The 18380-nt window shown below is 45.4% G+C and carries 15 protein-coding genes; 1 reads left to right on the top strand and 14 read right to left on the bottom strand.

The features are described from left to right. Positions 1-148: 148 nt before the first annotated feature. The 14 genes from purF to leuC all read right to left on the bottom strand — a co-directional run bounded on the left by purF (position 149) and on the right by leuC (position 17326). The gene (purF, locus tag QQL66_RS07130) at positions 149-1708 is read right to left on the bottom strand and encodes an amidophosphoribosyltransferase (RefSeq protein WP_284380363.1); all 1560 of its coding nucleotides are present in this window, start codon (positions 1706-1708) and stop codon (positions 149-151) included. A gap of 26 nt (positions 1709-1734) precedes the next feature. Further along, on the bottom strand, positions 1735-2367 hold the full coding sequence (locus tag QQL66_RS07135; protein WP_284380364.1) for a CvpA family protein: 633 nt from the start codon (positions 2365-2367) through the stop codon (positions 1735-1737). 86 nt (positions 2368-2453) lie between these two features. After that, the gene (locus tag QQL66_RS07140; RefSeq protein WP_284380365.1) at positions 2454-3116 is read right to left on the bottom strand and encodes an SPOR domain-containing protein; all 663 of its coding nucleotides are present in this window, start codon (positions 3114-3116) and stop codon (positions 2454-2456) included. Continuing rightward, a complete protein-coding gene (gene folC / locus QQL66_RS07145; protein ID WP_284380366.1) occupies positions 3106-4377 on the bottom strand; it encodes a bifunctional tetrahydrofolate synthase/dihydrofolate synthase in 1272 nt (423 codons plus the stop codon). The genes QQL66_RS07140 and folC overlap by 11 nt, the downstream gene beginning before the upstream one ends. Beyond that, positions 4374-5255 (bottom strand): acetyl-CoA carboxylase, carboxyltransferase subunit beta, encoded by an 882-nt coding sequence (gene accD, locus QQL66_RS07150; RefSeq protein WP_284380367.1) that lies wholly within the window; start codon positions 5253-5255, stop codon positions 4374-4376. Before accD ends, folC begins: the two co-directional genes overlap by 4 nt. A 36-nt stretch (positions 5256-5291) precedes the next feature. Continuing rightward, entirely contained in the window at positions 5292-6107 is an 816-nt protein-coding gene (trpA, locus tag QQL66_RS07155) for a tryptophan synthase subunit alpha (protein ID WP_284380368.1), read from the bottom strand. Positions 6108-6164: 57 nt separating this feature from the next. Then, complete coding sequence (trpB, locus tag QQL66_RS07160) at positions 6165-7376, bottom strand: tryptophan synthase subunit beta (RefSeq protein ID WP_284380369.1); 1212 nt, start codon at positions 7374-7376, stop codon at positions 6165-6167. Next, positions 7373-7990 carry a phosphoribosylanthranilate isomerase gene (locus QQL66_RS07165; protein WP_284380370.1) on the bottom strand — a complete coding sequence of 206 codons (618 nt, stop codon included), beginning with the start codon at positions 7988-7990 and terminating at the stop codon, positions 7373-7375. Before QQL66_RS07165 ends, trpB begins: the two co-directional genes overlap by 4 nt. 93 nt (positions 7991-8083) lie before the next feature. Beyond that, positions 8084-8929: a tRNA pseudouridine(38-40) synthase TruA gene (gene truA, locus QQL66_RS07170; protein WP_431356898.1), complete on the bottom strand. Its 846-nt coding sequence runs from the start codon at positions 8927-8929 to the stop codon at positions 8084-8086. 47 nt (positions 8930-8976) lie between these two features. Continuing rightward, positions 8977-12330: a FimV/HubP family polar landmark protein gene (locus tag QQL66_RS07175; protein WP_284380372.1), complete on the bottom strand. Its 3354-nt coding sequence runs from the start codon at positions 12328-12330 to the stop codon at positions 8977-8979. Between the two features lie 315 nt (positions 12331-12645). Beyond that, entirely contained in the window at positions 12646-13764 is a 1119-nt protein-coding gene (asd, locus tag QQL66_RS07180) for an aspartate-semialdehyde dehydrogenase (protein ID WP_284380373.1), read from the bottom strand. Between the two features lie 279 nt (positions 13765-14043). Beyond that, positions 14044-15123 carry a 3-isopropylmalate dehydrogenase gene (gene leuB / locus QQL66_RS07185; protein ID WP_284380374.1) on the bottom strand — a complete coding sequence of 360 codons (1080 nt, stop codon included), beginning with the start codon at positions 15121-15123 and terminating at the stop codon, positions 14044-14046. Positions 15124-15223: 100 nt separating this feature from the next. Next, a complete protein-coding gene (gene leuD, locus QQL66_RS07190; RefSeq protein WP_284380376.1) occupies positions 15224-15871 on the bottom strand; it encodes a 3-isopropylmalate dehydratase small subunit in 648 nt (215 codons plus the stop codon). A gap of 21 nt (positions 15872-15892) precedes the next feature. Further along, positions 15893-17326, bottom strand: a complete 1434-nt coding sequence (gene leuC, locus QQL66_RS07195) for a 3-isopropylmalate dehydratase large subunit (RefSeq protein ID WP_284380378.1) — start codon at positions 17324-17326, stop codon at positions 15893-15895. Positions 17327-17501: 175 nt separating this feature from the next. On the opposite strand from leuC, the gene QQL66_RS07200 reads away from it, so the two are divergent. Next, on the top strand, positions 17502-18371 hold the full coding sequence (locus tag QQL66_RS07200) for a LysR family transcriptional regulator (RefSeq protein WP_284380380.1): 870 nt from the start codon (positions 17502-17504) through the stop codon (positions 18369-18371). Positions 18372-18380 lie beyond the last annotated feature (9 nt).

Consider the following 18380-nt stretch of genomic DNA (forward strand, 5'->3'; position numbering starts at 1 on the left):
TAAAATAGATGCTATTGTACGCCAAGACCACCCAGATTGAGTAAGAAATCGTAGATTATTCCCGCCTTGGCCGATTGATTGATGAAGCTGAGATGGAAGCCCACAAAAAAGCCGAACACTAGGTTCGGCTTTTTAAAGAACTTATGCGTTAGTTGATCTCATTATGAATACCAACCGTTGCATCGTCTGAGCCGTTGGCGTCTTCTTCATTTTCATCAGAGACATCAACCACAATGTTCGACTTTTTATTCTTAGCCGCATCATTACGGGCTTGTTCCAGCGCTGCAAGGTATTCAGGGGTTACATCACCAGTAATGTATTCGCCATTAAATACAGCACAATCGAAGCCTTGAATATTCTCGTTAACGCCTTTGGACGCTTCAATCAAATCGTCCAAATCTTGATAGATCAAACCATCAGCCCCGATTAACTCACTGATCTCTTCAACGGTACGACCGTGAGCAATCAACTCGCTGGCAGATGGCATATCAATCCCATAGACGTTTGGATAGCATACTTCAGGCGCCGCCGATGCCATGTACACCTTATTCGCGCCTACTTCACGTGCCATCTCAATGATCTGACGACTAGTAGTTCCACGAACGATCGAATCATCCACCAACAAGACATTCTTACCAGCAAACTCAATCTCAACAGGATTTAACTTCTGTCGAACGGATTTCTTACGCTGGTTCTGACCTGGCATGATGAAAGTACGACCGATGTAGCGGTTCTTCATGAAGCCTTCACGGTACTTAACACCCAAACGGTTAGCCAACTGCAATGCAGAAGTACGGCTGGTATCAGGAATCGGAATTACCACATCAATGTCATGATCAGGCCATTCGCGTTTGATTTTTTCAGCCAGCAGCTCACCCATTTTCAAACGAGTTTTATAAACAGAGTTGCCATCCATCACACTGTCTGGACGAGCGAAATAGACGTACTCAAAAATACACGGGCGTAGCGTTGGGTTTTCAGCACACTGCATTGTGTGCAACTGACCATCTTCAGTAATGAAAATCGCCTCACCCGGAGCAATATCACGTTCGACCGTGAAGCCAAGAGAAGACAAGGCCACACTTTCAGAAGCGATCATGTACTCAACACCTTCCGGTGTTTCACGCTTACCAAATACTGCCGGGCGAATACCATTCGGATCACGGAAACCTAATACGCCCTGACCTGCGATCATGGCCACAACCGCATAACCACCACGACAACGCTTATGTACACCTTTCACCGCTTCGAAAATATCTTCAGCAGTTGGCGTCTGTTTGCCTTGCTTTTGCAATTCATGAGCAAACACATTCAATAGTACTTCAGAATCTGAGGTGGTATTGATGTGGCGAAGATCGGTTTCATACAGCTTCTGACCAATTTCTTTCGAGTTTGTCAGGTTACCGTTATGAGCCAGAGTGATGCCGTAAGGCGAGTTTACATAGAAAGGTTGAGCTTCGGCCGACGAGGAAGAACCGGCAGTTGGGTAACGAACATGACCAATGCCCATTTTACCAATCAGTCGGTGCATGTGACGGGTACGAAAAACGTCTCTCACCAAACCATTATTTTTACGAAGATGAAATCGTCCGTTATGGCTTGTCACTATGCCTGCGGCATCCTGCCCCCTGTGTTGAAGAACAGTTAACGCATCATATAAAGTCTGATTAACGTTCGTAAAAGAAACGACGCCAGCAATGCCGCACATGGAGTACTACCTCATTAAGCCTAATATTAGTTTTCTACTTGAATGACTTCTTCAGAGCCATTCGGAAATGCATCGTCAGGTACAGATACAGAATCTGGTATCTCTGACATGACTTCGCCCGCCTGCTGAAGCGCCTCTCCAGCTTTTGACGGATCAACCAGACCAGACATATCCATTTCGGACAGCTGCTCTGATAATAGTTTAGTCGTTTCTTTGGTCCACTCTTCCACCTGAGCAAAATGCGGCACAATAACCGATGACTGCCAAGCCGGCCCATCAGTAAACGCCGTTAAACTCATCAATCCAATGCCAACTACAACGATCAGGGCGCCACGAATCACACCAAAGGCCATCCCTAAAAAGCGGTCCATCATACTCAAACCAACCGCATGCACAAATTGACTAACAATAAAATTGATCAGTGAACCCACTACAAGAGTGCCAATAAAAAGCACAAAAAAAGCCAGCACAAGTGCCGACTTTCCATTGTTCGCGAAATCACTCAAGTAATGAGAGAAATCGTAGGCATAGATACGAGCTATTAAAATAGCCGCCACCCAGGTGATCAAAGACAATAATTCTTTAACAAAACCTCGTTTCAAGCTGATCAGAGCTGAAACAACGATCACACTAATAATGACGATATCTAACCAGTTCATATACACATCCTTTCTACAGGGTTGCGAATTCTATCAAAGCAATCGTCTTCACAAAACCCATAAACTGCCTTCAAATTTAATCCCAGTTAAGGTCGGTACGGCTTTATGATGCCGTCGTTCAATTTCATCTTCTTGGCAATCTGGTTTTTAACCGCCAATAATCGCTCTTTACTAAGCTCCGGCCCCACAAATACCTGGTACTTAGTTTGACCAGATGAATCCTTCAACAATCGGCTGTAGGTATTAAAACCTGCTTTAGTCAGCCTTTCTCTCAATGCGTAGGCATTTTTCGGCTGACTGAACGTCGCCAACTGTAATGTCCAGGCAGGTTTATTCTGAGCCAATTCGGGAGCTTTACGAGGTAACGACGGAGAACTTGGAACGTTCGCCTCTTGAAGTTGTGGCTTTTCTTTCGGTTGAATAGCTGGCCGTTCTTCCAATAATTTTTGCTGTGCTTTAGCGATGGACTGCTCATCAAACCCAGTCCCTTTCGGCGCAGGTGGTTTGAGAATTGAAGGTTCCGGGACTTGAGGACGATCAGGAATTTCTATGATACTACTGGTTTGGACACGACCACTGCCATCAAGCACTTCCGGGCCAAATAAAGCCAGCAACACAAAAGTGACCACGGCCCCCAGCAAACGATACTTGATCAGTTCAGGAGAATCCGTCTCACTTCGCTGTGCGCTTGCAGCCTTCTGCGTTTTAGAAGCTGCCTCCGATTTCGATCCGTTCGGGTTATCTTTCATAATATAAAATAGCTTCGGCTACAGTGAAAAATGATCCTAACACAACCAGTTTATCGGTATGTAGATCATAAGATGACTTGAATTCAGCAAAGGCAGATTCAAAATCGGTAAAATGTTGGGCAGACAATCCTTTCTTGTCTACGATTTGTGCCAGAGCTTCCGACGACAAAGCTCGATCTAGCGGAAGATTGATACACAACCAGGCATCAAAAGACGCTTTCAATTCCTCGATGACGCCCTCGATGTCTTTATCTGCCATCGAACCAAAGATTGCGACAGTCCTATGGTCGGAGTTCACTTTAGACTGAAGTTGTCTGGCTAAGTATTTTGCCGCATCAGGGTTATGTGCAACATCCAACCACCCGCTAACGCCTTGGTGATTGAACGTTTCCATTCTTCCCCGAATAACAGCATGCTCAATGGCCCAATTTACATCCTGAGTATCCAAAGGCCAACCCAGCGAGGCTAACCCACAAATACAAGTTGCAACGTTTTGCACAGAAAAGGCAGGGAATTTAATATGAGTTAAAGAGGCACCGTTAAGAAGTTCAGACGACTTATTAGCCCAGCACCACTCATCAGCTGAAGGGACAACCTGATAATCCGTGCCGGCTTGGTAAAAACGAGCTCCGATACTCGTAGCATATTCAGCCACCGACAAAGGGCCACCCTCTGCGCCATAGACCGCTGGCGTCTCTGAACGATAAATCCCCGCTTTCTCACGACCTATTGTTTCGATATCACTGCCGAGCCAAGCTTCATGATCAACAGAAATCGACGTCACCAAGGCCAAATCTGGGTCGATGATATTGACCGCGTCTAAACGACCACCCAGACCGATTTCTAACAACGCCACATCTAAATCCGCATCTTTAAACAGAACAAATGCAGCCAGTGTTGTGAACTCGAAATAGGTTAATGACACCTCCCCCCGAGCCTCTTCAACACGCTCAAACGCGGAAATCAGCTCTTGATCTGAGGCCTCTTGCCCATTAATGCGTACCCGCTCATTAAAACGAATTAAATGTGGAGAGGTATACAGACCAACGCGTTTCTTTAATCGCTGAGAATAGGCCTCTAAAAAAGCACAACTGGTGCCTTTTCCATTGGTGCCAGCAACCGTAATGACTTGTTTGGCTATGGAATCAAGGTGAAGATGAACCGCGACTTGTTTAATGCGATCCAACCCGAGATCAATCTCAGTTGGATGCATGCTCTCCAAATAGGAAAGCCATTCATTTAAAGACGTGCGTTGAATCATACAGAACGTTCAGAAGGTGTTTTGGAGTGCCACGTTAAACTGGCCAGAATTTTAGAGAGTTTTGCTCGTAATTGCTTGCGGTGAATGATCATATCCACAGTGCCGTGCTCCAACAAAAACTCACTGCGCTGAAAGCCCTCAGGCAGTTTTTCGCGTACGGTCTGCTCAATCACCCTTGGACCGGCAAAGCCCACTAAGGCATTCGGCTCAGCAACGTTGATATCACCCAACATAGCCAAGCTGGCGGATACCCCACCAAACACTGGGTCAGTCATCACAGATACAAAAGGAATGCCTTTGCGCTTTAAACGCTCCAGCGCAGCCGAGGTCTTCGCCATTTGCATCAAAGAGATCAAGGCTTCTTGCATCCGCGCTCCACCACTGGCAGAGAAACACACAAAAGGAATTTGATTATCTAAAGCAACCTTCACTGCGCGTACGAATTTCTCTCCCACCACGGCACCCATCGAACCGCCCATGAAATTGAATTCGAACACAGCAATAACGATAGCTTGACCTTCCAACTTACCGTGAAAGGTCACTAAAGCGTCATTTTCGCCGGTATCTTTCTGAGCAGCATTCAGGCGATCTTTATAGCGCTTGGAATCCTTAAACTTCAAGCGATCTTCCGGCTGAACATCAGCCGCCAACTCTACTCTATCCTCTGGATCGAGGAAAAGATCAACTCGACGACGAGCACTGACCCGCATGTGATGATCACACTTAGGGCAAACTTCATCGTTCTTTTCAAGCTCAGGGCGATACAAGATAGCATCACACTTTGGACACTTTTTCCAAAGCCCTTCAGGTACGTTCGTCCGGCGTTGAGATTCCGAACGAACAATTGAAGGTACGATTTTATCTAGCCAGCTACTCATTTAGCGTTCCTGCCAACGATAAGTTAATAGGGTGAATCAGGCTTTATCCATCGCTTGTCGCATATCTCGCAGAATAGCAGACAAACGCTGGCACGTATCTTCAACCGAAAGCCCTTGTGATGCTGAATCGGCAATGGCATTTACCAAAACAGAGCCCACAATTACGCCATCTGCAACTTCAGCAACCTGAGCTGCAGTTTCACCATCTTTAATACCGAAGCCTACACCTACCGGCAAATCTGTTTGAGCCTGGATTGCCGCAACTTTACGTGCTACTTCTTCCGTATCTAATGCTGAAGAACCTGTTACACCCTTCACTGACACGTAATAAACATAGCCGGAACCATGCTCACAAATCAGTTTAGTACGAGCATCCGAGGTCGTTGGAGCAAGCAAGAAAATACTGTCTAGCTGATGTTTTTCGAAAAGAGGTTTTACTGAATCTGCTTCTTCCGGTGGAAGGTCAACTAACAACACGCCATCCACACCCGCAGCTTCCGCTTCTTGAGCGAAGGTATCGTACCCCATGATTTCGACAGGATTTAAATACCCCATCAACACGATTGGCGTCTCTGCATTGGTTTCACGGAACTGGCGAACACAGTTCAACACGTCTTTCAAACTGGTGTTATGTGCAAGTGCACGCTCACAGGCCAATTGAATAGCTGGGCCATCCGCCATCGGATCAGAAAACGGTACACCCAACTCAATCACGTCAGCACCCGCTTCTACAAGGCTGTGCATTAGAGGAACCGTTGCATCCAGAGTAGGATCACCAGCGGTGATATATGGAATCAGAGCTTTTTTGCCCGATGCCTTCAGTGTTTCAAAATAAGATTTAATTCGACTCATTAACGTTGCAACCTATACAAACTGTTTATCAACACAACTGCTTTTTATTGAATGACACTAAACTGTAATACCATCAATCTGAGCAATAGTGTGAATATCCTTGTCCCCACGTCCTGACAAATTCACAACGATCATTTGATCCGGAGACATGGTTTTCGCTAATTTTTCCGCATATGCCAACGCATGACTTGATTCCAACGCAGGCATAATACCTTCTATACGAGTCAATTTACGGAATGCAGCCAATGCTTCATCGTCCGTTACAGACACGTAATTAGCACGACCAGTATCTTTAAGGTAGCTGTGCTCAGGACCCACACCAGGGTAATCCAAACCTGCAGATACGGAGTGAGTCCCCAGAATCTGTCCGTTATCGTCTTCCATTAAGTAAGTACGATTGCCATGAAGAACACCTGGACGACCCGCAGATAACGGCGCCGCGTGCTGCCCGGTTTCGATACCCAAGCCGCCAGCCTCAACGCCGTACATAGCCACATCAGTATCTTCCAGGAACGGATGGAACAAACCAATCGCATTCGAACCACCACCAACACAGGCCACCAATGCATCCGGTAATTTGCCTGCCTGCTCAAGACTCTGACGGCGCGCTTCACGACCGATCACCGAGTTAAAGTCACGTACTAGCATCGGATATGGATGTGGACCTGCCGCAGTACCAATAATGTAGAAGGTCGAATCAACATTCGTTACCCAGTCACGCATGGCTTCGTTCATTGCGTCTTTCAAGGTGCGAGTTCCAGCTTCTACCGGAAGAACCTCAGCGCCTAACAGCTTCATGCGATACACATTCAGTGCCTGACGCTGAACATCTTCAGCCCCCATGAACACCTTACACTCCAATCCAAGGCGCGCAGCCACAGTTGCAGTTGCAACACCGTGCTGACCAGCACCAGTTTCCGCAATCACGCGCGGTTTACCCATGTACTTAGCCAGTAATGCCTGACCAATAGTATTATTTACTTTATGGGCACCTGTGTGGTTAAGGTCTTCACGTTTTAGATAGATCTGTGCACCGCCTAATTCTTTAGACCATCGTTGTGCATGATATAGAGGGGAAGGACGACCAACATAGTGAGCAAGATCGTGATCAAACTCAGCCTGAAAATCCGGATCATTTTTAAGACGGTTATACAGTTCCGTCAATTCATCCAGAGCACTCATTAATGTTTCTGATACGAAACGACCACCATAAACACCAAAGTGACCATTCTCATCCGGTAATTGCGCCGATTGCGCTTTATCTGTCATTTCAACACCTCTTGAACGAATGCGATCATTTTATCATTGGACTTGATCGCCTTTTCAGCCTCAACACCACCACTAACATCCACAGCGTAAGGCCGTACTTGCTGAACAGCTTTGGCTACATTCGATGGTTCCAAGCCACCAGCAAGAATTACAGGTTTAGGAAGATCATTAGGAATTAATGACCAATTAAAGGTTTCACCCGTACCACCCGGGACACCTGCTTTATACGTATCCAACAGTAAAGCGGATGCGTTCTCATAAGACTTAGCATAAGAGTGAAGATCCGTATCGTCTTTCACTCGAACAGCCTTATACCAGCGAACATTAAATTGATTACAAAACTCAGGGGATTCATCGCCATGAAACTGAACACATGTCAGACCCACTTTTTCTATGGCATCAGACACCATCTGCGGATCAGGGTTTACGAACAACCCAACCACTGTCACATACGGAGGCAAATTAGCAACAACCTGCTGCGCCTGCTCAATACTGACATTTCTGGGACTCGGGGGATAAAACACCAACCCGATAGCATCACACCCCGCAGAGACCGCCCCAAGCGCATCTTCTGACCGAGTAATGCCACATATTTTGACTCGCGTTCTAGTCACTTTGAATCCACTTTAACAAATGAGAAATACTAACAGAAAGCCCAAGCAAGCTACAGCCAAACTTAACGCTGCGCCTACGCCTCAACTAACAAATCAGCAATCAAACAGATGATTTACCGGAGACACCAATAAAGGTCCCAAGGATTCACTGCCTTTAGGAATCGAATAACATGCATCGTAATCGACATCCACAAAATACAGACCATGAGGTGGTGCTGTTACACTGGCTTGAGATCTATCCTTTGCAGCAAGAACTTCAGCCACCCACTCCACAGGCTTTCGACCGTCCCCGACTTCGCACAACACACCTGCGATATTACGAATCATATGATGCAAAAATGCATTGGCTTTTACATCTATAACGACCAAGCCACCTATTCTTCGAACCATCAAGTGATGAATATTTCTCATTGGAGTATGCGATTGACACTCTTTGGCTCTGAAGGAGGTAAAATCATTTTCACCAAGCAATGCCTGACCCGCCTCATTCATCGTCTGCTCATCCAACGGAGCATAATGCCAGGTCACGCCATTACGGTGAATTACAGGCATAGTGGGACTGTTATCAATAATATAACGATAACGTCGAGCAGTAGCAGAGAACCGAGCATGGAAGGATGAATCCACACGACGAATCCATCTAACACCAATTTGATCAGGCAGTTGGGAATTTACACCCCGAATCCATGAATTATCATTTCGCTCCACAGGGCTATCAAAATGAACCACCTGATGAGTCGCATGAACACCAGCGTCGGTTCGCCCCGCACAAACGACTTCAATCGGTGCATTGGCAATTCGACTTAGTGCTTTTTCTAGTTCTTCTTGGATGGAAGGCTTGGCGGATGGCTGACGCTGCCACCCTTTAAAACCATGCCCAAAATATTCGATGCCAAGCGCGATACGCTCAACAAAAGGATGTTCTGACAAGTTACTCACCGTACAACAAAACTAAATCGCCAATCGATGGCGAACCACTGAATGGGTTATGATAACCCATTCAGCAAGTCAGTTGCTTCGGTTTTTTGATCTTCGTTACCCTCGACAATTACTTCCTCAAGGATATCTTTCGCGCCATCAATGTCGCCCATATCAACATAAGCTCGAGCCAGATCAAGTTTCGTCGCAACCTCATCCGCACCCACATAGAAATCCAACTCCTCTTCATTCAGAGTAGACTTCACATCGGCATCCAGATCACTTTCTTCTGCAATACTTTCCTCAACTGCACTTTCCTCAACTGCACTTTCGTCAAAAGCAACTTCTGACGCACTGTCACTATCCAGTGCAACCGATTCATCCAAAGAAAGCTCATCAAAAGAAGTATCCTCTAAAGCTGAATCCTGCTCTGAAATTTCTTCCGGCACTTCAAATTCTTCAGAACTTTCAGCGAGAGCACTTAGATCATCAGCAGAATCCAGCTCAAGATCAGTCGACTCCTCTAGGTCATTCAGTGCAAAGTCATCCGTAATTTCTTCCGTAGACTCTACATCAAATGATTCTACAGGCGTTTCTTCAGCCAAATCCAAAGAAGGAGTCACCTCTGACGCAGACGCTAGTTCCGCGTCAAGATCCACCTCATCCGCAGAATCCACACCCAAAGACTTAGCCAAATCTTCCAGATCATCCATATCCAAATCTGAGTCAGCATCACTCGCCACCTCAGACACAGATAAATCACCTGCCGACTCTTTAGCCAATAGATCGTCTGAACCGAGGTCAGACATGTCTAAAGAACCTTCGCTAGGCGCTTCTAGAACATTATCCTCAACCACAGGCATATCATCTAAAGACAGCTCATCAGCATCTTGTTCAAGGTCCAAACTTGGATCCATTGCAAAACTGTCTTCGCTTTCAGCTTCTTCTGCAAGGCTATCTAGCTGTGCTGTCTCGGAAGATTCCAAGGACGCATCCAAATCAGAATCAAAACCATCAAGTTCCAGATCACCCAGTGAATCGAATTCATCACCAGAAGCAGATACATTTTCAGACACTTCATCCGTGCCCAAATCCATATCCAAAGAATACTCATCGGCAGATGCAGACACATCAAAATCAGACGTTTCTGCTGCAGAATCATTTAAGCCAAGCTCTTCATCCAAATTGAATTCAAGCTCGTCAAGATCATCTGACTCCTCAGCCATTGAACTTTCTGTTAAAGAATCACCACTCAAATCAGAGGCCAACTCAGATTCCAGATCTTCCAAAGAGTAACTAAACTCATCGTTCTCTTCGTCAGCGCCCTGATCTACTAGTAGGCTATCCCCACTGTCAAATGCATCTACAGTAGCAGCTTCACCCATTGAACCTGGTAATTTCTGTTCAAGAACGCGAATCTGACTGCTTACATCTTCTGCACCCAGATTAAGAATTTCTTGTTTCTGACGTTCGAAGCCCTGGGTATTCTGAGTTTCTGCACAAACCTCTAACATTTTCAAACGCAAGTCGATACGGCTTGGCTCATTATTGATCGCTTCCTCCAGCACGCCAACAGCGTTATCAAACTGGCCGTAAGCAATGTAACTGTCCGCTCGAGCAATCACATCATCAACATCAAGGTTGGTATCGCCATCTAAAGATACTTGGCCAAAGCCTTGAGATTCCAAATCAAGACTATCCAACTCTTCATCAATAGTACTCAATTCTTCATCAGCAATATCCATGGAGGATTTACCATCCGTAGGATTTTGCTCAACCACGTCAGCCAATTCATTTTCGCGTTGATAGCTTCGGCGAGACATCATGAACAGCAAGATAACGAATAATAGAGAGCCAGCCCCAATGGCAATCAGCCAAACAGGGTTACCCAAAACAGTTTCAATTAAACCTTGCTTAGGCTGAGATACAGGAGTGTATTGTTCATCAAGCTTGATAACAGGCTTATCGGAAGGAGGCGGTGTCACTTCGGCCTGAACAGGTGCTTCCGGCTCAACCTCTGTCATTTCAGAGGCATCTTCCGGCATAGCTTCATCAACCGTGGCCCCATCGACCATAGCCCCATCCTCGACCATAGCACTTTCTTCCATAGCCTCATCAGCCATAGAGCCATCTGCCATCATCTCTTCCGGCATGGATTCGTCCATACCTTCCATCGGCATTTCAGCATCCATCATGCCTGATGATTCAGAAACTGCAGCCTCTGACATTTCCATATCTTGAGACTCAGACAATGTCTCTTCAGGCATATCCTGATCTGACATTGTCATTTGCAACTCGGCCATCTGAGAATCTTTTAAAGTCACCAAGCGCGATAGTTTTGACATCCGCTCTTCAAGTGCTTCCAATCGAGCAGCAAGTTTTTCATTCTCTCGATTAGCTTTATCCAGATTTTCCTGAGTAATCGCTAATTCATTCTGAAGGGTTTCTACTTCAGCATCGGTACCGGCCTGGTCACCACTTGCTGAGCCTGAGGATGCACTCGCATCTTCAGACCTTACTATCTTTAGCCGAGCTTCATCCGGTTCCATCACATTGGATTGCAACGACTGATCAACACCGCTCAATTGAATCTGACCGGCGGTATCAGAGTGAATCGACTGCTGATAACGCTGATTATGTTTGGCAACTTCTTTAACTGCCGAACCTTCACTCCAATCCTGAATCTGATCGAGTGTAGGCACACGTAGAACAGACCCTTTCTTAATTTTATTGATATTACCGCCAACGAAAGCATTCGGGTTCAACTCTCGGATCGCCATCATCGTTTGCTGAACACTAACTGAGCGATCAGGTCTTACTTCTAGAGCGATATTCCATAATGTATCTGATGATCCCACGGGGCCGTAGGTACCACCAGATGAGTTTGAACTTGTTGAACTGGCTACTGGTGTAACAACCGCTTGAGAATTGGTTGTTTTGGCGGCTGCTTTTTCAGCGTCCATAATCGCTTGAGTCGGCGCCGATGTTTGAGGCGTCACCACGATTTCAGGAGCTTCATCTTCATACACAGGAGGATCAAGCAGAACCGTATATTCACGAAGTACACGACCATTCGGCCAATTCACTTCTACTAAAAAGTTTAAGAAAGGTTCCTGAATCGTTTGTTTTGTCGTTAGTAGTAAGACGCCATCACCTGCCCCCGACAACTTAACATCAAAATCAATATTGCTTAAAAAGAAGAAACGCTCCACGCCTGCGCGATCAAACTCTTCTTGAGCTGCCAATGAAGGAAGAACTTCTTCTTCCGCTAACTCTCTTGTTTGAAGTAGTTTAATCTCAGCCTGCAATGGTTGATTTAAGGACGACTTAAGTGTGATATCTCCAAGTCCTAATCCTAGTGCCCAAGGAGAACTAAGTGCGCCAGCTGCAACTAATGCAGAGGTGAGTTTACGAAGCTTCATGCGTCGATCCTTTGTTGTTATTTACTCGCATCATGCTTTGAATCATAAAAAAGCATTTATCGACTCAAAGCACTCAAACATCTACTGGATGCGTCAAATGTACGATTTTATCTAACCAGTTTAGACGTTTTTGGCCGGATGATGGCTATTATTCGTTAATTGAAAAAGTATCGACCATAAATACTGATTTATCAACAGGTTGTCCTATTGAATTATCAAACCACATCAAAAAGCAGACATAAAAAAGGCCGGATACATTCTGCATCCAGCCTTTCTGTGACATATCTCACATAATAAACGTGAGCGATATCGGCATTACTTGTCGAGAAGAATTCTCAGCATACGACGTAGAGGCTCTGCTGCACCCCATAGCAACTGGTCACCCACAGTAAATGCAGAGATGTACTCAGGCCCCATAGATAGCTTACGGATACGACCAACAGGTACACTCAACGTACCAGTAACTTTCGCTGGCGTCAGTTCTTCCATAGTCACTTCACGATCATTTGGAATCACTTTAACCCAGTCATTATGAGCCGCCAAAATTGACTCAATTTCTTCTACCGGAAGATCTTTCTTCAACTTGATCGTCAACGCCTGACTATGACAACGCATTGCACCAACACGAACACAAATACCATCGATCGGCGTCGCATTATCTGACGTACCTAAGATCTTGTTGGTTTCTACTTCTGCTTTCCATTCCTCACGGCTCTGGCCTGACTCAAGCTGAGAATCAATATAAGGAATCAAACTACCAGCCAAAGGCACACCAAATTGATCCGTTGGGTAATCACTACTGCGGATAAACTCTGCCGTCTTCTTATCGATCTCAAGAATTGCAGAAGCAGGATCATCCAGAAGATCCTTAACATTGTCACGAACTGCACCCATTTGAGAAATCAGCTCGCGCATGTGCTTCGCACCAGAACCAGAAGCTGCCTGGTAAGTCATAGGGCTAACCCACTCCACCAGATCCTTCTCAAACAAACCACCGATCGCCATCAACATCAAGCTAACAGTACAGTTACCACCAACGTAGTTTTTAACACCCTTAGCCAATGCATCTTTAATAACGTGTTGGTTTACAGGATCAAGAACAATCACTGCATCATCTGCCATGCGCAAAGACGATGCGGCATCAATCCAATAACCATCCCAACCGCTTTCACGCAACTTAGGGAAAACTGCTTTGGTATAGTCACCACCCTGACAGGTAATGATCACATCCATCGTGCTTAGAATACTAATATCGGTCGCGTCTTGTAGTGTTTTCTCTGCTGGCGTAATGCCACCAATAATTGGTGCATCTTGACCGGCTTGAGACGTGGTGAAAAATACAGGCTCGATCAGATCAAAATCTTTTTCTTCCTGCATACGCTGCATAAGCACGGAACCAACCATGCCACGCCAACCTACTAGACCTACTTTCACTTTAGCATTCCTCTAACTTTGGATAGCGAAACCACTGCGTTCAATAACTCTTTGTTAAAAGTCGTCTATAAATACTCACCTACAAAAGTAAGCTCGTTTTTGCGTCGACTTTCGCCTCGATTTATTATCGCTCGTTAACGTTTCTTTAACTCGTTAAATTCGGGATACGAACTATTCGGAGATTATACTGAATCTTTGTATTAGATTCAGGATATAAATCAAACTATTTAAAGGAACGGTCAAAAAAGAAAAGCTTTTTAACCGCCCCTTTCCGATCAATTAAGACAGGGCTGCAACCACAGCCTCACCCATTTCTTCGGTAGACACTTTCTTCATACCATCAGAGAAAATGTCCGCAGTACGCAAGCCCTGATCAAGTACTTTACTTACCGCTTCTTCGATCGCATCAGCAGCAGCTACTTCATTCAATGAATAACGAAGCATCATTGCCGCAGACAAGATAGTCGCTAACGGGTTAGCAATGCCTTGACCAGCGATGTCAGGAGCAGAACCGTGACATGGCTCGTACATACCTTTGTTATCTTTATCCAGAGACGCAGAAGGCAACATACCGATTGAACCGGTCAACATCGCAGCTGCATCCGACAGAATGTCACCAAACATGTTACCAGTCACCATTACATCGAACTGCTTAGGCGCGCGAACCAACTGCATCGCTGCGTTATCCACATACATGTGAGACAGCTCAACATCTGGATAGTCTTTAGATACTTCTTCCAGAATTTCACGCCACAACACAGTTACTTCCAGAACGTTGGCTTTATCCACAGAACAAAGCTTCTTATTACGTTTCTGAGCAGACTCAAACGCAACTTTAGCAATACGACGAATTTCAGACTCAGAGTAAACGTAGGTGTTATAACCTTCACGCTCACCGTTTTCCAAAGTACGAATACCACGCGGCTTACCGAAGTAAATACCACCGGTTAGTTCACGTACAATCAGAATATCCAACCCAGAAACGATCTCTGGCTTCAATGAAGACGCATCGGCAAGCTGTGGATAAAGAATGGCTGGACGAAGGTTGCCAAACAATTCCAAGCCAGAACGAAGACCCAACAAGCCCTTCTCAGGACGTAGTTCACGATCTTCAAGGTTATCCCACTTAGGACCACCTACTGCACCCAGTAGAATCGCATCAGACGCTTTCGCCTTATTCATAGTCTCTTCAGGAAGCGGCGTACCGTGTACATCATACGCAGAACCACCCACAAGACCTTCTTCCAACGTCAGACCAAGATCAAACTTATCATTAACTACGTTTAATACTTTAACCGCTTCAGCAACGATCTCAGGACCAATACCGTCACCAGGCAAAATCAATACATTCTTAGACATATTCTTTCTCTATTTCCTTTCTGACTGAGTTATCAAATGACGCACACTCAGTAATTGGATGGTGAAATCCGCATTGATTCACCATCGAAAAAACCACATATTACTTAACGACATCAAACAACCAAGGTTGAGACGCACGACGTTTTTCTTCATACGCACGAATGTCATCCGCATCTTGAAGCGTCAAACCGATGTCGTCCAGGCCATTGATCAAACAATGCTTACGGAACGGATCAACCTCAAAGGCAATTTCCTCTCCGCTTGGTTTTATGACTTTCTGGTTTTCCAGGTCAACCGTCAATTGATAGCCTTCTTCTGCTTCTACCTCTTTAAACAGCTGATCGACTACCGCTTCATCCAAGATGATAGGAAGCAAACCATTCTTGAAACAGTTATTAAAGAAGATATCTGCATAACTTGGTGCAATGATGGCGCGGAAGCCAAAATCTTCCAACGCCCACGGAGCATGTTCACGGCTCGAACCACAACCAAAGTTCTCACGAGATAAAAGAACTGACGCACCCTGATAGCGAGGCTGATTCAACACAAAATCCGGATTCAATGGACGACCACTGTTATCTGCGTCTGGCTTACCTTCATCCAAATAACGCAATTCATCGAATAAGTTAGGGCCAAAGCCACTGCGTTTAATCGACTTCAAGAATTGCTTCGGAATGATCATATCCGTATCGATGTTGGCACGATCCATAGGTGCCGCAATACCTTGATGGCAAGTAAATTTATTCATTACAAATTCTCCCGGAGCACCTTATGCGTTTTCTTTCATGAATGTATTAACATCAACAAAATGACCAGCAATCGCTGCAGCTGCCGCCATTGCAGGGCTTACAAGGTGAGTACGTCCACCATAACCCTGACGACCTTCAAAGTTACGGTTTGAAGTTGACGCACAATGCTCACCATTACCAAGCTTATCCGCATTCATCGCCAAACACATGGAACAACCCGGCTCACGCCATTCAAGACCTGCTTCGGTGAATACTTTATCCAAACCTTCTGCTTCCGCTTGCTGTTTAACCAAGCCAGAACCAGGAACTACCAACGCTTGTTTCAAGCTAGCAGCAACTTTTTTACCTTTTACCACCTCAGCAGCGGCACGAAGGTCTTCGATACGAGAGTTCGTACAAGAACCAATAAACACTCGATCTAATTGAATATCGGTAATCTTCTGACCGGCCTCTAGACCCATGTAACTTAAAGCACGCTCAATAGCAGAACGCTTCACAGGGTCGCTTTCACTCTCAGGTGTTGGAACCGTATCGTCGATAGAAACCACTTGCTCAGGAGACGTTCCCCAAGTCACTTGTGGTTTGATGTCTTCCGCTTTGATTTCAACTACTTTATCGAATACTGCATCCTCGTCAGACACCAAGGTATTCCAATACTCAACCGCTTGATCCCAGTGCTCAGCTTTCGGTGCGTAAGTACGGCCTTTCACGTATTCAGCAGTGATTTCATCGAATGCAACCATGCCTACACGAGCGCCTGCCTCAATCGCCATGTTACACATGGTCATACGGCCTTCCATGCTCATGGAACGAATTGCACTACCGCCAAACTCCATAGCACAACCATTACCACCAGCGGTACCAATGACACCAATCACATGAAGAACAACGTCTTTACCGGTAATGCCCTGACCAAGTTCACCATCAACCTTGATCAACAAGTTCTTCATTTTACGTTGAATTAAGCACTGAGTTGCCATCACATGCTCAACTTCAGAGGTACCAATGCCGTGTGCTAATGCAGCAAACGCACCGTGAGTCGCCGTATGAGAATCACCACACACAACTGTCATACCTGGTAACGTTGCGCCCTGCTCAGGACCCACTACGTGAACAATCCCCTGACGAACGTCCTGCATTTTGAACTCTACAATTCCGAATTCATCACAGTTTTCGTCTAACGTTTTCACCTGAATTTTAGACACAGGATCAACAATACCTTCGATACCTACTTCACGTTCATTAGCTGTAGTTGGTACGTTGTGATCTGGTGTTGCCAGGTTTGCATCCAAACGCCAAGGCTTACGCCCGGCCAAACGCAATCCTTCAAAAGCTTGTGGAGAAGTCACTTCATGAAGCAACTGACGATCAATATAAATTAGCGCAGTACCGTCTTCGCGCTCTTTAACAACGTGGGATTCCCACAATTTGTCATACAGAGTTTTACCCGCCATTTTATTCTCCTCATCACTAAATAATCTGGCTTATTATTCTGACTCTCATCATATGAGGTGCATACTAAGGGGTTATAAAAATAAAATAAATTCATATTTTTTATACATTGGATAACTATTTGTTATCATAAAATTCTGAGTAGCAATTTGCTGAATACCAATCAGGTACAAATGAATGGATACCCAAACACTGAGAGCTTTTTTAAGTGTTGCTAAACATCAGTCTTTTTCAGAAGCCGCCGAAGAACTCTTTCTGACCCAACCAGCCGTCAGTAAAAGAGTCTCTAGCCTCGAAGAGCGACTTGAAACCAAGCTGTTTGATCGAGTCGGAAGAAAAGTATCTTTAACGCCTTCCGGCAATGCCTTATTACCGAAAGCCAAACAGATACTTCACCTGATCAAATCCACAGAACAAGAGTTACATAACCTATCGCTTCAAGTGAGCGGATCATTGGAGATAATTTGCAGCCACCACATTGGCCTACATCGATTACCCCCGATTCTGAAGGAGTATTCCCAGCGCTACCCTGACGTGGATTTAAAGATTGAATTCAGCGAGTCAGAAAGTGGTTACGAGCAAGTGCTTCATGGCGATAAGGAAATGGCGTTAATCACTCTAGCACCTGATCCTCACCCGAGTCTGATCAGCAAAGCCATCTGGCATGACCAAATGCACTTCGTATGTAGTCAGGATCATCCACTTGCAGCATCACCCCATCTCAACTTAATCGACCTGGCAAGTCACAAAGCGATTCTACCCAGCCCAAATACTTTCACGCGCCAAAAGGTTGAAGAGCTGTTTGCGGACACCCAAGTAAGCCTTGATGTTGTAACCTCCACCAACTATCTGGATACCATTCGAATGATGGTGTCGATCGGATACGGCTGGAGTGTTTTACCTGAATCACTCTGCGAGAACTTACACCAACTCCCTATAACAACACAAATGAGCAGCCGCCAACTGGGTTATGTTGTGCACAAACACCATTCATTAACCAATGCAGCCAAAGCACTCATAGAAATGCTAAAAGCCGATGAGAAATAATAAGACATA

This window comes from Litoribrevibacter albus (assembly GCF_030159995.1).
Classification (GTDB): domain Bacteria; phylum Pseudomonadota; class Gammaproteobacteria; order Pseudomonadales; family Litoribrevibacteraceae; genus Litoribrevibacter; species Litoribrevibacter albus.

Bases quoted from the DNA above. Each gene is read 5' to 3' on its own strand.
- accD (WP_284380367.1), bottom strand. From the start codon at position 5,255: ATGAGTAGCTGGCTAGATAAAATCGTACCTTCAATTGTTCGTTCGGAA.
- leuC (WP_284380378.1), bottom strand. From the start codon at position 17,326: ATGGCGGGTAAAACTCTGTATGACAAATTGTGGGAATCCCACGTTGTT.
- QQL66_RS07135 (WP_284380364.1), bottom strand. From the start codon at position 2,367: ATGAACTGGTTAGATATCGTCATTATTAGTGTGATCGTTGTTTCAGCT.
- trpA (WP_284380368.1), bottom strand. From the start codon at position 6,107: ATGAGTCGAATTAAATCTTATTTTGAAACACTGAAGGCATCGGGCAAA.
- QQL66_RS07200 (WP_284380380.1), top strand. From the start codon at position 17,502: ATGGATACCCAAACACTGAGAGCTTTTTTAAGTGTTGCTAAACATCAG.
- purF (WP_284380363.1), bottom strand. From the start codon at position 1,708: ATGTGCGGCATTGCTGGCGTCGTTTCTTTTACGAACGTTAATCAGACT.
- folC (WP_284380366.1), bottom strand. From the start codon at position 4,377: ATGATTCAACGCACGTCTTTAAATGAATGGCTTTCCTATTTGGAGAGC.
- QQL66_RS07175 (WP_284380372.1), bottom strand. From the start codon at position 12,330: ATGAAGCTTCGTAAACTCACCTCTGCATTAGTTGCAGCTGGCGCACTT.
- leuB (WP_284380374.1), bottom strand. From the start codon at position 15,123: ATGTCTAAGAATGTATTGATTTTGCCTGGTGACGGTATTGGTCCTGAG.
- leuD (WP_284380376.1), bottom strand. From the start codon at position 15,871: ATGAATAAATTTACTTGCCATCAAGGTATTGCGGCACCTATGGATCGT.
- QQL66_RS07140 (WP_284380365.1), bottom strand. From the start codon at position 3,116: ATGAAAGATAACCCGAACGGATCGAAATCGGAGGCAGCTTCTAAAACG.
- trpB (WP_284380369.1), bottom strand. From the start codon at position 7,376: ATGACAGATAAAGCGCAATCGGCGCAATTACCGGATGAGAATGGTCAC.